This window comes from Paenibacillus terrigena DSM 21567, from assembly GCF_000374845.1.
Classification (GTDB): Bacteria; Bacillota; Bacilli; order Paenibacillales; family Paenibacillaceae; genus Paenibacillus_K; species Paenibacillus_K terrigena.
This window is the reverse complement of the sequence record NZ_KB895429.1, coordinates 21362-36403: the sequence shown is the minus strand read 5'-3', so window position 1 is coordinate 36403 and position 15042 is coordinate 21362. Positions and strand designations below refer to the sequence as shown.

The 15042-nt window shown below is 47.2% G+C and carries 15 protein-coding genes; all 15 read left to right on the top strand.

Annotation, left to right across the window (positions count from 1 at the left end; all coding sequences use genetic code 11):
* Positions 1-56 precede the first annotated feature (56 nt).
* Positions 57-329, top strand: coding sequence for an HU family DNA-binding protein (locus tag C558_RS0127285; protein ID WP_018759477.1), 273 nt, complete (start codon positions 57-59; stop codon positions 327-329).
* 1 nt (position 330) lies between these two features.
* Positions 331-609: an RNA-binding S4 domain-containing protein gene (locus C558_RS0127280; RefSeq protein ID WP_018759476.1), complete on the top strand. Its 279-nt coding sequence runs from the start codon at positions 331-333 to the stop codon at positions 607-609.
* Between the two features lie 209 nt (positions 610-818).
* Positions 819-1100 (top strand): sporulation protein YabP, encoded by a 282-nt coding sequence (gene yabP / locus C558_RS0127275; RefSeq protein ID WP_018759475.1) that lies wholly within the window; start codon positions 819-821, stop codon positions 1098-1100.
* The gene (gene yabQ / locus C558_RS0127270; protein WP_018759474.1) at positions 1097-1684 is read left to right on the top strand and encodes a spore cortex biosynthesis protein YabQ; all 588 of its coding nucleotides are present in this window, start codon (positions 1097-1099) and stop codon (positions 1682-1684) included. The genes yabP and yabQ overlap by 4 nt, the downstream gene beginning before the upstream one ends.
* Positions 1685-1717: 33 nt before the next feature.
* Positions 1718-2038, top strand: a complete 321-nt coding sequence (locus C558_RS0127265; RefSeq protein WP_018759473.1) for an FtsB family cell division protein — start codon at positions 1718-1720, stop codon at positions 2036-2038.
* A gap of 133 nt (positions 2039-2171) precedes the next feature.
* Complete coding sequence (locus C558_RS0127260) at positions 2172-2654, top strand: S1 domain-containing RNA-binding protein (protein WP_018759472.1); 483 nt, start codon at positions 2172-2174, stop codon at positions 2652-2654.
* 394 nt (positions 2655-3048) lie between these two features.
* Complete coding sequence (spoIIE, locus tag C558_RS0127255; RefSeq protein WP_018759471.1) at positions 3049-5478, top strand: stage II sporulation protein E; 2430 nt, start codon at positions 3049-3051, stop codon at positions 5476-5478.
* Positions 5479-5574: 96 nt separating this feature from the next.
* Positions 5575-6243 (top strand): tetratricopeptide repeat protein, encoded by a 669-nt coding sequence (locus C558_RS0127250; RefSeq protein WP_018759470.1) that lies wholly within the window; start codon positions 5575-5577, stop codon positions 6241-6243.
* A gap of 78 nt (positions 6244-6321) precedes the next feature.
* On the top strand, positions 6322-7065 hold the full coding sequence (locus C558_RS0127245; RefSeq protein WP_018759469.1) for a vWA domain-containing protein: 744 nt from the start codon (positions 6322-6324) through the stop codon (positions 7063-7065).
* Positions 7049-8017 carry a serine/threonine protein kinase gene (locus tag C558_RS0127240; RefSeq protein WP_018759468.1) on the top strand — a complete coding sequence of 323 codons (969 nt, stop codon included), beginning with the start codon at positions 7049-7051 and terminating at the stop codon, positions 8015-8017. The genes C558_RS0127245 and C558_RS0127240 overlap by 17 nt, the downstream gene beginning before the upstream one ends.
* A gap of 45 nt (positions 8018-8062) precedes the next feature.
* Complete coding sequence (gene tilS, locus C558_RS0127235; RefSeq protein WP_342662362.1) at positions 8063-9511, top strand: tRNA lysidine(34) synthetase TilS; 1449 nt, start codon at positions 8063-8065, stop codon at positions 9509-9511.
* Between the two features lie 67 nt (positions 9512-9578).
* Positions 9579-10118 carry a hypoxanthine phosphoribosyltransferase gene (gene hpt, locus C558_RS0127230; RefSeq protein WP_018759466.1) on the top strand — a complete coding sequence of 180 codons (540 nt, stop codon included), beginning with the start codon at positions 9579-9581 and terminating at the stop codon, positions 10116-10118.
* 88 nt (positions 10119-10206) lie between these two features.
* Positions 10207-12264, top strand: a complete 2058-nt coding sequence (ftsH, locus tag C558_RS0127225; RefSeq protein WP_018759465.1) for an ATP-dependent zinc metalloprotease FtsH — start codon at positions 10207-10209, stop codon at positions 12262-12264.
* Positions 12265-12493: 229 nt separating this feature from the next.
* Complete coding sequence (gene nadA, locus C558_RS0127220) at positions 12494-13432, top strand: quinolinate synthase NadA (protein ID WP_018759464.1); 939 nt, start codon at positions 12494-12496, stop codon at positions 13430-13432.
* Positions 13433-13625: 193 nt separating this feature from the next.
* A complete protein-coding gene (locus C558_RS0127215) occupies positions 13626-14993 on the top strand; it encodes an extracellular solute-binding protein (RefSeq protein ID WP_018759463.1) in 1368 nt (455 codons plus the stop codon).
* The last annotated feature ends 49 nt before the right edge of the window (positions 14994-15042 follow it).

Sequence of the window (15042 nt, the reverse complement as noted above, 5' to 3'; positions counted from 1 at the left end):
TAACAAAACAAGAATACATAATCGATCTATTTTTCTAATTATGGGAGGAACTAATAATGAACAAGACAGATTTGGTAAACAACATTTCTACAAAAAGCGGATTAACTAAAAAAGACGTTGAATCGGTACTAAATAGTTTCCTTGGCGAAATTACAGATGCGCTTGCTGGCGGCGACAAAGTTCAATTGATCGGTTTCGGTACTTTCGAAACTCGTAAACGTGCAGGTCGTACAGGCCGTAACCCACAAACAGGTAAAACAATCGACATCCCAGCATCGAACGTTCCTGCATTCAAAGCAGGCAACAAACTTAAAGACGCTGTAAAGTAAGATGCGTGTCGATAAATTCCTGAAAGTATCCCGATTAATTAAGCGTCGTACCGTTGCGAAGGACGTGTCCGATCAAGGGCGCGTGCTCGTGAATGGGCGAGAGGCCAAGCCAAGCAGCAGCGTCAAAGAGGGCGATGAGATTACGATTCAATTCGGCCAGAAGCTGGTTACCGTTCGTGTCGAGCGTACGGCAGAGACGACCAAGAAGGATGAAGCTGCGCAGCTTTATACGGTGATCAAGGAAGAGCCTATTGCGAAATCGAATGATTTCCCTTGGTAGACATACATAGGTAGACATAAGAGACGGAGGCGTTAATCGCTTCCGTCTCTTTTTGCTATACTAGATTTCATCATTTACGGGGCCCCCGCAAAGTACCTGATTCACCTTTGAAGTTAAGTCTCCATTTTGTGGGGTTATTTTGCTATACATGATGTTCTAAAGTGGACGTCCCTCCCATAAGCTAGTCTTAGTAAAGGAGGGGCCATGCGATGGTGGAACAGGTGAAGACGAAACGGCAAGAAGTGAAGATGCTAAATCGTAAGCAGCTCGAGATTACCGGCGTAAGTAACGTGGAGAGTTTCGATAATGAGGAATTCCTGCTCAATACGGATTGCGGATTCCTCGCGATTCGAGGGCAAAATTTACATATCAAGAACTTAAGTCTCGAACAAGGCCTGATCGCGATTGAAGGCGTGATTAACTCCCTGACTTATTTAGATGCGAACTCGCAAGGCAAATCCAAAGGATTTCTAGGGAAGTTGTTTAAATGAGTTTAAATGAACAATTTGTGGCCATGTTCGCGATGTTGATTAGTGGGCTATGCATGGGGATCGTTTTCGACGGATACCGCGTGGTTGCCCACCAGCTTCATTTTCCAAAGTGGACCAAGCCTGTGCTGGATTTTTGTTACTGGGTGATTGCGGTTTGTTTCATTTTTCGAATGCTATATATCACAAATCAGGGAGAATTGCGGTTTTATGTCTTTTTCGGACTCTTTCTAGGCGTTTGGTTCTATTTTTTATGGTTCAGCTTTACAACCGTACGCATTGTGGTAATCTTAATGAAGGTTATTAAGCAGATTGTCCGGTTGATTCAGCGCTTAGTGGAGATCTTCTTACTGAAGCCAATCATCGGCTTGTATAAATTGGTAAAGTTTCTCGTTCGAATTCTATTCTTGTCCGCTATGTTCATAGGCAGGATTGTGTTACAATTATTAAGTCCGTTTTGGAGGTTGTTCAAATTCCTAACGCGTCCCTTGTGGAGACACTTCAAGGTCCCTGAATGGGTGAAGCGGTCGCTCGATTACGGGACAAGATTATGGAACCGCCTCTTTAAGCGCAAGCGTGAAGAATGAATCATGCTCAAACATCTCAGGGGGGATTACGGTATGTCGTCTAGGGTTCGTCAAGAACAGCCAACTAAATACACGGGCGCACGGAAACGAATCCGGCTCTGGATGATGTTCATGGTATTGTTTTTCAGCTGGGGGATTTATACATTCATTCATCAGACGGTGACACTGGCAAGTGAACGCGTGAAGCTGGAGGATAATCAGCAGATGCATCAGGAGACGAAGCTGCTGCAGTCGCAATTGGAGCAAGAGATTGCTCGGCTGAATGAGGATGAATATATCGGCCAGATTGCAAGGAAGACACTCGATATGTACCCGCCGGGTGAGACCCCTATTGATAAGGGAATGCTCAAATAGCGGATTCGAATCGTGACGTGATATGCGTCTGTTGACCAAAGCTTCGGCATTCGGTATAATCACCATAGCCAAAGATTTTAAAGTATCAGAATCTACGGATTTGTATATTTTTAAGGGAGGATCATTTTATTCTATGGCAATTGAAGTGGGCACCAAGTTAGAAGGAAAAGTGACAGGGATTACGCATTTTGGAGCATTTGTAGATCTGTCAGGAGGTGTCACGGGTCTCGTTCACATCTCGGAGATCGCCGACAACTATGTTAAGGACGTCAATGATCATTTGAAAATTGATGATGTTGTCACGGTAAAGGTCATTAACGTGGATAAGGACGGCAAGATTGGTCTATCCATCAAGCAAGCGGTGGATAAGCCGGTAGAAGCGCAGACCAGGCCGCCAAGAGCGCCAAGACCAGATCGTCAAGGCGGACGTCCAGACGGTGACAGACCAGGCGGATTTCAACGAGATCGAGGTGGGCGTTCATTCAAACCACCAGCGAACAAGGCTACTTTTGAAGATAAAGTGTCCCGTTTCTTAAAAGATAGTGAGGAGCGCATTTCTTCCCTGAAGAAGAACACCGAAGGGAAGCGCGGAGGCCGCGGCGCGAAACGCATGTAATTCACAACTTCATCATGAAATAATGAACACCGCAACAGCTTCGGCTGCTGCGGTTTTTTATTGTTCTATTTTATTCGTCGACGCGGAATAAAAATACCGACAGGTTCCTACGGCATTCCTTGAAGTTCTGACGATTTGCCGTAGACTCTCCTCGAAAGCGCCTACAATTCGGTTGGAAATTCAGACATCATTCTCAATTCGATCATGTGTTATATTGGCGGGATCCCTTGCGCTGCAAGGGTTTTAACGTGCCATGGGCAACGATTGTTTTTGTCGGAAACTTTTTTTGACGAGCCTACGCATTGTGACAAACTTTCTAAGGTCTCCTTTCTATAATGAGAATCACTCACTCATTAAGAGATTATGAGATTACGAGAAGAGGTGGTGTTCACCCATGCAAACCCCAAATGTGATGAATCGAGCTTATGAAGGTATCGCCGTACGGAAATGGACGATCGTACTGACCGGTATGGGCTTTCTGCTCGGGAAAGCAATGATACTTAATGAACTTGCGCCGTTCGCGGTAGCGTATTTTGCAGTGATCTATATGCTTAGGCGTGATCTTAGCGGCTGGCTCGCGTTAGCCCTGCTCGCAGGCAATTACTTCTCGGCCGAACCGGGTATATGGGCATTGGCTGCACAAATGCTTCTAGTTCTTCTCATTCAACGGGGAGTTGAAGCGTATAATCGACCGGAGTCCTCTTTTATGCCCTTAATCGTATTCACCTCTATGATGCTTGTCCGATTGTTCGAACTCGTGGTCGGCAATCATATGTCATGGTATACGATTCTAATGGCGGTCATGGATGGAGGATTAAGCCTTGTCCTGACGATTGTGTTTATGCAGGCACTGCCGATTCTGACACGTGTTCGCAAACAGACGGCGCTTAAGAACGAAGAAATCATCTGTCTGATCATCTTGCTCGCATCGGTTATGACGGGTGCTGTCGGCTTTACAATCTATGGACTGTCGCCGGATCATATTTTCTCACGTTATTTAATTCTCTTATTCGCTTTTGTTGGCGGTGCGCCGCTCGGGGCATCGGTGGGTGTTGTGACCGGATTAATCTTAAGTCTTGCAGATTTACATGCCATCTATCAGATGAGTTTGCTAGCCTTCGCAGGAATGCTCGCAGGTATGCTTCGTGAAGGGAAACGTTGGTGGGTAGCTGGTGGTATGCTGCTTGGCTCCTCGATTCTTGTGATCTATCTCGGAACGACGACAGAAGTGATTATGTCTACAAGTGAGACGGTAGCAGCCATTGCACTATTCCTATTAACACCTAAGTCTATGATTACGATGATCTCGAAATATGTACCAGGCACGCAGGAGCATGCCTCCACGCAACATGAATATGCGCGGCGGATCCGAGATATGACAGCGGAACGCGTGAATCAATTCTCGGAGGTGTTTAGGCAACTGGCAAGAAGCTTCGGACAAGTCGCGAGTAGCGGGGAGATGGTGCGTAAAGAAGAAGAGTTCGATCATTTTATTAATACAGTCACGACGCAGACGTGCTCGAATTGCTATCGCAAGGATCAATGCTGGGAAGGGAGGTTCCATCAGACATACTCCTTCATGACCGATATGATGACGGCGATTGAGGAGAATCCGAAGCTGAAGAAGGAGGATTTACCAGGATCATGGCTGAAGCTGTGCAGTAAGACGGATCAAGTGATGGGGGCGATGAAAGGGCAGTACGACCTGTACAAGAATGATTTGCATTGGAAAAGACAGGTTATCGACAGTCGGCAATTTGTGGCCGAACAATTAAGCGGGGTTTCACAAGTGATGGATAGTCTCGTACGGGAAATTCAACGGGAAGGGGCGGCACTTCACAAGCAAGAGGAACAAATTCGAACGATGCTCGAAGAGCTCGGACTCCCGATTCAAGATATCGATATTATTAGCCTCGATACCGGCCAGATCGAGATTGAGATTGTACATACTTTCCGAAGGGGGCATGATGAATGCCGTAAAATTATCGCGCCTGTGTTATCCGATATTCTAGGGGAGCATATTGTTGTCGCTAGCGAACGGTTCGGTACAGCCGATGGGGGCCGGGACGGGGTGGTCATGGTCACATTCGGATCTGCGAAGGCGTTCGAGATTGATACGGGGGTGGCGAGTGCGGCCAAAGGGGGCGATGCATTATCTGGAGACAGCTACAGTACAGTGGAGCTTGGCAATGGGAAGTTCGCGGTAGCCATCAGCGATGGCATGGGCAACGGCGAGCGTGCGAAGCTTGAGAGCAGCACAGCGCTCTCTATTCTGGAGCGATTACTGCAATCGGGAATGGATGAGCAGATGGCGATTAAATCGGTCAATTCTGTTCTGCTGTTACGCTCTGCGGAGGAAGTGTTCGCGACCGTCGATATGGCGATTATCGATCAATATACGGCGAAGACAACGTTCATGAAGATTGGGTCAACACCGAGCTTTATTATTCGTAAAAATGAGGTGATCTCGATCTCGGCAGCTAATCTGCCGATCGGAATATTGCAGGATATTGAAGTGGATCTGTTGACGGTTCAACTGGAGCCGGGCGATACGCTTGTGATGATGACGGATGGCATTTATGATGCGCCGGGTCATGCGGTGAATAAGGAACTGTGGATGAAGCGGGTGCTCCAAGAGATGAAATCGGACGATCCGCAGATGATTGCGGACGCCTTGCTCGAGATGGTTGTCAGGTGGCATCACGGCAGCATCTCAGATGACATGACGGTCGTTGTCGCACGGATTGAGCGGCACATTCCTGAATGGTCTACCGTGCATTGGCCAGGTTCAACACGGCTAAAACGTCCAAGGACGGTGAGCTGAAGAATTATGAAATGAGAAATTAAACAAAGCCTCCCTCATATGGTAAAATAATGAGCGATATGCCGTTATTTTGAATATAAGAGGGAGGCTTTTTGCTTGTTAACGAAATTTTTTCTGTTCTCGTTCTTACTCTATATTACGCGTAGTCCGATTCTAGCCATTATTTTACTTCTTGTGATCCTATATGTGTTGGATCGGCGATATGTCGGACTCACACCGAGCCTATTCAAGCCGTTCAGTCGGAACCGCCGCATCAACCGATTGAAGGAAGAGCTCCGGGCCAATCCGCATGCTTCCACATCGCGGTTCGAGCTAGCAAGATTGTACGTTGCACAGAAGAAATATCATGAAGCATGGGGTCATCTAGAACAAATCGAACGAGCAATGGAGGAGTCGGCGGATTATCATTTTGAAGTCGGTGTGTGTCATTTGAAGCTAGGGCGCATCGAAGCAGGCGAGACACATATCTTTAGAGCACTTGAGCTGAATCCACGCGTTGGATATGGAGATCCATACCTGCAGCTGGCTGAGGCATATCGTACGACGGAGCCGGAGAAGGCGATCGCGATGCTGGAACAATTCCGCCAGGTGAATTCATCTTCTTGTGAGGCCTACTATCGTCTGGGGCAGCTCTATGAGCAATTAGGCCGCGGAGAGGATGCTCGCCGAGCATATCGTGAGACGCTCGAAATCTATCGATCCTTGCCGAAGTATAATAAGCGGAAACAACGACGCTGGGCAATTCTAGCGCGATTCAAAGCCTAACTCGGATTAAACTCTCTTAAATCTGGAAAGGATAGAATAGAGCATCGTATTCATCTTATTCCTAGGGGAGGGTTTATTGTGAAACAAATTCTATTGATTACGGATGGCTGCTCGAATGTCGGTGTAAGTCCGATTGTTGCTGCAGCGCACGCACGGGAAGAAGGAATTACCGTTAATGTTGTTGGTGTGGTTGACCAAGGTGCGATTGGCGAGCTTGGGGCGGCAGAGATTGCTCAGATTGCCAAAGCAGGCGGCGGGATGGATCGGATCGTTCAGCCACATCAACTGTCACAGACGATTCAGATGATGACGCGGAAGACGGTCGTGCAGACGATTCACCAGGTGGTCGAGCGTGAGCTTCGGCAAATTCTGCACACGGATGCGACCCATATTGAAGATTTACCACCACAGCAGCGGTCAGAGGTTGTGAAGGTGATGGACGAGTTAACCGAGACAAGCGAATTGCAAGTTGCCCTGTTAATTGATGCAAGCGCAAGTATGAAGCCTAAGCTGCAAGCGGTTGAAGAGGCCATTCGGGATCTGATGCTGAGTCTGCAGGCGCGGCAAGGGAAGAGTGAAATCGCTGTATTCCACTTTCCAGGCCGAGCTTCTGACGAGACAGTTATGGATCTGGACTGGACACAAGACTTGTCCGGCGTGGGCTCATTATTCCGTCGAATGCAAATGCGTGGAGCGACGCCAACGGGGCCGGCGATCTATAAGGTGATCGAATTCATCCAATATGATAGAATGGTTGGAAGCGATCCTGGATTTCGCAATCAGTCAGAAACGGATGGGATGTTAGGTGACTACGTCGTTTAATGCAAGCTCGAGCCTTGCCCCTGGTACGTGGATTGAGGGCAAATGGCATCATCGCAGGTATCTCGTCGAGCGTCTTCTCGGCAGAGGAGCGAATGGCGCCGTTTATTTGGTGAGACGGGGGCGCGGGACTGAGCTGGCTGCTTTGAAAATCGGATATGATGCGGTGGACCTTCAATCGGAGATTAATGTATTGACAACGCTCGCTACTCATCAGAATAAATCAGATCGCCGCATGCGGAATTCAGCATCGCGGCCTTTTCTGCTCGATGTCGATGATTACAAGCTAGGGCAGATGGATATGCAATTCTATGTCATGCGGTATGTCGAGGGCGTTACGCTTCATCAGTATATGGAGAAGAATGGGCCTGAATGGATGGGGCTGATTGGGTACCGCTTATTACAAAAGCTGGTCGAACTGCATGAAGCGGGCTACGTATTCGGAGATTTGAAACCCGAGAATATTATGGTTTCGTCCTATGGACAGGTTGAACTGGTTGATTACGGCGGCGTAAGTCGCATCGGACGAAGCGTCAAGCAATTCACCGAGAGGTATGACCGGGGATATTGGAATGCGGGATCTCGTGCTGCAGATCCGGGATATGATCTATTCGCCTTTGCGGTGCTGTGGTTGCATGTCATGGATGGCGCACGTCTGCGCCGGCAAGGCCCGGACCAGCTGCCTCAAGTTCGGAGTGCGAATGATTTGATCAACCTTGCACATACTCATATTCGTCTGAAATCTTATGAATCGTGGTTCAAGCGAGCCATTAGCGGTCAGTTCGCTTCTTCGCATGAAGCATGCAGTGAATGGAAACAGGCTGCAATTCGCAGTGGCAGCAAAATTTCATCGCCACCAATTCGTAGGCATACACCGGGTTGGTTGAAAGGGATATTCGTCGCATCCATTATTCTGTTAGGCTCGACCCTATACATCATCCTGCAATCCAATTAGAAGCTTTACATGTTATATAGAGAGGGGCGGCATGAATCAATGCGAATGACGAAGATATACGCCCTTGCGGGGCAAGTCGAGCAAGTGGTAAGGGAGCACCAGCTATGGACTCCGGGGAGCACGATCGTTGTAGCTGTCTCGGGAGGGCCGGACTCGGTTGCGCTTCTGCATGTTCTTCATATGCTGGCGGCTCCCGAGCGGCATCATCTTCAATTGATTGTCGCTCATGCGAATCACGGATTCCGGCAGGAGTCTGTTGCTGAAGCTGAGATTGTTAAGCGCATCGCTTCAGACCTCGAGCTCCCTTGTGAAGTTGCGCATTTGGAAATTCCCGAATATATAGAACGTACAGGGATGAATAGCCAGGCGGCAGCACGTGAGCAGCGATATGCTTTCCTGCATGCAACAGCGACCAAGTATGGTGCATCGCATATCGCACTGGCGCATCATGCAGATGACCAAGCAGAGACGGTGATGATGCGACTGATTCGTGGTTCAGGGGCAGCGGGTCTTGCGGGGATGGCTATTTCAAGAACGGAAAAAAATGTGGAACTTATTCGCCCTTTTCTACGTATATACAAAACAGATTTAATGGACTGTTGTGAAGATAGTGGCTTACAATATGTAACTGACGAGAGTAATAACTCCCGCAAATATGTCAGGAATCAGATTCGGTTGGATGTGATGCCATTTTTGGGGCAATATAATGAGCAGATTGTGAAGGCATTGAACCGAACCGCAGACTTACTTCGTGCAGATAGTGATTATTTGGAACAGGAAGCGTCAGAGCAATTGGCTGCGAATCTGAAGCGTACGAAGGGCGGATATCAGCTTGCCCGCACTGATTTAACCAATACACATGTTGCTTTACAACGAAGATTTATTAAACTAATATTAAGTTATCTTGCACAAAAAACGGATACAGAATCCGATTCCTTCGATTATGAGAAGATTGAAGCGATCAGGCTGGGGATTCTTCAAACGCAGCCTACGACGTGGATGCTCGATATTTCGGAGCGAATCCAGTGCGTTCGGTCCTACGATCAGATCGATTTTATACATAGGCTTGATTCGCAAGGACCCGTAGCGTATGAATATCGAATAGAACGGGGGCACGGGGAACAGTGGATTTCTGATCATTCAGGGCTGTTGCGCTGGAATGAAATCAGCTACGATTCGGATTTAAGCGAAGTGAGGCCGAAGCATCGATGTATTGCCTTTTTTGATGCGGACTGCGTACACTTTCCGCTAATCGTGCGGAATCGTCGTCCAGGTGATCGAATGCGAATCCTTGGATTAAATGGGTCCAAAAAAGTACAAGATATTTTCATTGATGAGAAGATTGCACCAGTGCTTCGTGACGCTTGGCCTGTTATAACGGACTGCACAGGTCAAATTCTGTGGATACCCGGCGTTCGCCGTTCAGCACATGCGACGGTTGAAGAGCAGACGACGCGACTTGTTCGGTTGGAGCTCTGCAGGTATGAAGGGTAGCAACATCAGCTTTGAAATGTAATGGAAGGCAAGAAGCTTTCATAGTATACATTAGGAGGGGCCATCATTGTTTAACGACATTCAAGAAGTACTGTACAGCGAGGAACAAATTCAGACGAGAATTAAAGAATTAGGGGAAGTACTAAGCCGCGATTACGACGGGAGAAATCCACTTGTGATTTGTGTGCTGAAGGGTGCATTTATTTTTATGTCCGATCTTGTGAAGAACATGACAATTCCGCTCGAGCTTGATTTTATGGCTGTATCCAGTTATGGGAAAGCCACCAAATCATCCGGCGTTGTTAAAATTTTGAAAGATTTAGATGTACCTGTGGAAGGTCGCGACGTTATCATTGTCGAAGATATTATCGACAGCGGCTTAACACTCAGCTACTTAATTGATGTTCTGGAGCGACGCAATGCGAACTCGACACGTGTCGTTGCGCTCTTTGATAAACCGGTTCGTCGTACAGTCGACCTCGAAGCGGATTATAAAGGATTTGAACTACCCGATGCATTCGTCGTCGGATATGGTCTCGATTATGCTGAGAAATACCGTAACCTCCCCTACATTGGGATCTTGAAACCAGAGGTCTACTCGAACTAACAGCTGCAATCGATGCTTACCTCGTTCTATTGTGGTGGTAAGACATGCTATGGTAAAATAATTAAAGTGTCTTGAGAGGAGGTTGGGGATGAACCGGTTCATCCGTAATTCGGGTTTTTATTTGATTCTATTTTTGGTCGTGGTGGGTCTTGTTCAATTTATAGGCAATCGCAACGAATCTGCTGTAGAAATACAATATAGCCAACTTCGCGAAGCGTTAGAGGCTAAGAACGTAGCGGATATCTCGGTCCAATATCAAGGCAGAGCCAACTTGGTGACAGGTAAGTTTATTAAAGTACCTGATGGCGCCAAGACGGATAGTTTCTACTCTGTCATGCCTGACGACCCTACTGCTTATAAAGAAGTGATGGACGCAAGTAAGTCCAATGGATTTTCACTTAAAGTTAAACCGATGGAAGGCGAGAGCATTTGGCTCACGTTCCTGACTTCGATTATTCCGTTCGTTATTATGTTCGTCCTATTCTTCTTCTTGTTCAATCAAGCGCAGGGCGGCGGCGGTAAGGTTATGAACTTCGGCAAGAGCCGTGCTCGCCTATATAATGAAGAGAAGAAGAAAGTTACGTTCGAAGATGTGGCTGGTGCTGACGAAGAGAAACAAGAGCTTGTTGAGGTTGTTGAGTTCTTGAAGGACCCTCGCAAATTCGCAGCTGTCGGTGCTCGTATCCCGAAAGGGGTCTTGCTTAACGGTCCTCCGGGAACAGGTAAAACATTGCTTGCTCGCGCCGTTGCTGGTGAAGCAGGCGTACCATTCTTCAGTATCTCCGGTTCGGACTTCGTTGAGATGTTCGTCGGGGTCGGTGCATCCCGTGTTCGTGATTTGTTCGAGAACGCGAAGAAGAATGCACCATGTATTATCTTCATCGATGAGATTGATGCTGTAGGTCGTCAACGTGGTGCCGGACTCGGCGGCGGACATGACGAGCGCGAACAGACGCTCAACCAATTGCTCGTTGAAATGGACGGCTTTGGTGCGAATGAAGGTATTATTATCGTAGCTGCGACGAACCGTCCAGATATTCTTGACCCGGCTCTTCTTCGCCCAGGACGTTTTGACCGTCAGATTACAGTTGACCGTCCAGATGTCAAAGGCCGCGAAGCGGTATTGAAAGTACATGCGAAGAATAAGCCGCTTGCCAAAGACGTGAAGATGGATGTTATCGCGAAGCGTACAACCGGATTTACCGGTGCAGATCTGGAGAACTTATTGAATGAAGCGGCGCTACTTGCAGCCCGTAAGAATCGTAAAGATATCTCGATGCGAGAAGTGGATGAAGCGATCGATCGCGTTATCGTAGGTACAGAGAAGCGCAGCCGCGTGATCAGTGACCGCGAGAAACGTATCGTGGCTTACCACGAAGCAGGTCATACGATCATCGGTTACTTCTTGGAGCATGCGGATACGGTACACAAAGTAACGATTGTTCCTCGTGGACGCGCTGGCGGATACGTCATTATGCTTCCGAAAGAAGATCGCCTGCTTGTTACGAAGCAAGAGCTTCTTGACAAGATTACAGGATTGCTTGGTGGGCGCGTGGCGGAGGAGATCTTCATTGGTGAGATCGGTACTGGCGCATACAGTGACTTTAAGCAAGCGACAAGTATTGCTCGCAGCATGATCATGGAATACGGGATGAGTGATCGTCTCGGACCAATGCAGTTCGGTAATTCGCAGGGCCAAGTATTCTTGGGTCGTGACTTCGGTCATGAGCAGAATTACAGTGATTCGATCGCTTATGAGATCGATCAAGAAATGCAGACGATTATTCGTAGTTGTTATGAGAAAGCGCAGGAGCTTCTTAAGAAGCACTCGCGTGAGGTTCATATCATTGCGAAGACATTGCTTGAGAAAGAGACGTTGGAGCTTGAACAAATTAAGCAATTGATCGATACAGGTTCGTTAGATGGTTTGACAGTTGAAGCAGATGAGAATTCAGCATCGACTGAGACTAGCCAAACGGTTGAATCCACGGATGCTGCAAATGCAGTGAAAGTGAATATTCAATCGCAATCCGAATCCGATCAATCGAATAAATTTGCTTCAGACAAGGTCGATGAAGAAGTGAAAGAAGAATCACCAGGCACGGATGTGCATAACGATAACGAAGACACTGATAAAAAAGAGTAATGTATCAAAAAACCGGACAATAGCCTTATTGTTCCGGTTTTTTTGATTTTTTCGGGGTTCTTCGCAAAGGATCTGAATCACTCCGAAACCAAAGCACCACGTTGTAGGGTGATTTTACGGTTTTGACAGATTGACATGCAACGCAAGGGTGTGTAAATTAAATGGTAACTGATTCGAGGGTCATAGCGCGTTAAGCGTGGATGTACGAAATACTAAAGGGGTGGGTCTAGTGGAAGCTTTGGCATTGCAGCATAAGGCAGAGCAGAATCGCGAGCTGCGAGAACGGCTAATGCAATTAAAGAAGGAACGTAATGCAATCATTCTTGCGCACTATTATCAACGGGACGAAATCCAAGAGGTTGCGGATTTCCGAGGTGATTCATTCCTGCTCGCACAGAAAGCAGCAGAGACGGATGCTGAAGTCATTGTGTTCTGTGGTGTTCATTTTATGGGTGAGAGTGCGAAGATTCTAGCTCCGAATAAGACGGTTATTATCCCAGATGAGCGTGCAGGTTGTCCGATGGCGGATATGGTCAATGTCGATGGACTGCGCAAGCTCAAAGCCGAGCACCCGAATGCGACCGTGGTCACGTATATCAATTCATCTGCGGAAATTAAAGCCGAGACAGATATTTGCTGTACTTCTGCGAATGCAGTAAAGGTGATTCAATCGGTTGATTCTGAAGAGATTATTTGGGTTCCAGACAAAAATTTGGGCCACTATGTTCAACAATTCACAGACAAGAAGATGATTATCTGGGAAGGATATTGCAATACGCATGATATGCTTACGCTGAAAGATGTCGTAGAGATGAAAGCGAAATATCCAAACGCGCAGTTCGTTGTGCATCCGGAATGCCGTCCCGAAGTTGTCGAGATGGGCGACTTTATCGGTAGTACGACAGCCATTCTAGAATATTGCCGCAAATCCGACTGCCAGGAGTTTATTGTAGGAACGGAAGACGGTACTGGATATCAGCTTCGCCTGGATAGTCCCGATAAACAGTTCCATTTTGCTTCGAAGTTCCTCGTATGTCCGAATATGAAAGTGAACAACTTGAAGAAGCTCGTGAAATGCTTGGAGACGATGCAGCCGCAAATCTACGTTCCTCCTCACATTGCAGACAAAGCCCGGTCATCGTTGGAGCGCATGTTAGAAGTGAAGTAGCACTTATTAGATTTATTGATATCGAACACGCCAAGAGCCCTTGTAAATCAAGGGCTCTTTCTTTTTCAATACGGACAAAACCCCACGTTGGCATGTACCTTGAAAAAACAAACATGACTCCCTAAATATCTGCATTGTAAGCGGTTGCTTAATCTTGGATAATGAGGGCATAAACCTGAAGGGGGATACAAATATGACAAGAAGATCTCGAATGCTCGGTTCGGTTATGGCTGGGGTACTCGCGTTAAGCCTAGCGGCATGTGGTTCCGGCAGCAGCAATACCAGCGATACAACAACAAAACCAGCAGATAATTCATCAACAACAACGACAACAGATAACGGTAATAGTAACAGCAATGAGAAAATCACGATTACCTTCCAAAATATTTATCCGGATACAACGGATCCTAAAAACAAAATGCTTCATAAAATTGTGGACCAGTATCAGAAGGATCATCCGAACATTACAATTGAGCTGGATTCGCTCAATACGGACCAGCAGAAGTTGAAGCTCAAAACACAAGCGGCTTCCAAAGAAGTTCCGGATATTACAATCGTGAATCCTGCAGCGCAAATGCAGCCGTTCATTGATGCTGACCTGTTCGCTCCGCTCAATGACATGATCGAGCAGAACGGATTGAAGGATACGTTCCAGAAGGGCATCTTGGATTACTATACGTTCAACGGTAATGTATACGCGCTGCCGGATGGCAATAACATCGCCGTCGTCTACTATAACAAGTCGCTGTTCGAAAAAGCTGGCGTGAAAGTACCGACCACATTCGAGGAAATGGTCGACGTCGTGAAACAGCTCAAAGCAAAAGGCATTACGCCAATGGCGATCGGCGAGAAAGACTCCTGGACCGGTTCCTTCTTATTCATGAACGTCTTGCTCCGTACGAATGGTGGACCGGGCTTCTTGAAAGACGTGGTAGACGGGAAGAAAAAGTTCGAAGATCCTGCTTTCAAGGAAGCTGTAGATGCATTTGAGTCTCTTATTCAAGCAGGAGCCTTCCAAGATGGCGTTACCTCCTTCGATTATAATGCGGGCGAGAACCTGTTCAAGACAGGCAAAGCAGCCATGTACTTCATGGGAAGCTGGGCAACGGGCGGAATCGAGACCTCCGAAGCCGGCAAAGACAACAACGTTGGCGTATTCAAATTCCCTACCGTGAACGGGAAGGGTAACCCGGATGAGTTCATGTTGGCGCCAGGAAGTGCGTTCGCTGTATCCAAAGACAGCAAGCATTTGAAAGAAACATTAGATTTCCTGAATTACTTCATGCTGAATTATCCAAAAGAAACCTTCGCAGCAAAAGGTGCGGTAGGGATTGCTCAGACGGTGGATGGCGACTTTAAAGCAGCCGGATACTCCGATATGGCGATGGATGTATTGAATTTGTTCAAAGAGGTCAAAGGCGGAGACTTAGCATTCGATAACACGATGAACCCAGGTACAGCGCAAGCTCACTTATCCAGCATTCAGAACCTATTCGTAGCGAAGAAAGATGCTTCGGAAGTTGCGAAGGAACATCAAACGGCTTACGAAGAGAATAAATAATGAAATGAATCCGTCGATGGTATACGGAAGGGGACGTCTTACGCCCCCT

Bases quoted from the DNA above. Each gene is read 5' to 3' on its own strand.
- C558_RS0127285 (WP_018759477.1), top strand. From the start codon at position 57: ATGAACAAGACAGATTTGGTAAACAACATTTCTACAAAAAGCGGATTA.
- C558_RS0127280 (WP_018759476.1), top strand. From the start codon at position 331: ATGCGTGTCGATAAATTCCTGAAAGTATCCCGATTAATTAAGCGTCGT.
- yabP (WP_018759475.1), top strand. From the start codon at position 819: ATGGTGGAACAGGTGAAGACGAAACGGCAAGAAGTGAAGATGCTAAAT.
- yabQ (WP_018759474.1), top strand. From the start codon at position 1,097: ATGAGTTTAAATGAACAATTTGTGGCCATGTTCGCGATGTTGATTAGT.
- C558_RS0127265 (WP_018759473.1), top strand. From the start codon at position 1,718: ATGTCGTCTAGGGTTCGTCAAGAACAGCCAACTAAATACACGGGCGCA.
- C558_RS0127260 (WP_018759472.1), top strand. From the start codon at position 2,172: ATGGCAATTGAAGTGGGCACCAAGTTAGAAGGAAAAGTGACAGGGATT.
- spoIIE (WP_018759471.1), top strand. From the start codon at position 3,049: ATGCAAACCCCAAATGTGATGAATCGAGCTTATGAAGGTATCGCCGTA.
- tilS (WP_342662362.1), top strand. From the start codon at position 8,063: ATGACGAAGATATACGCCCTTGCGGGGCAAGTCGAGCAAGTGGTAAGG.
- ftsH (WP_018759465.1), top strand. From the start codon at position 10,207: ATGAACCGGTTCATCCGTAATTCGGGTTTTTATTTGATTCTATTTTTG.
- C558_RS0127215 (WP_018759463.1), top strand. From the start codon at position 13,626: ATGACAAGAAGATCTCGAATGCTCGGTTCGGTTATGGCTGGGGTACTC.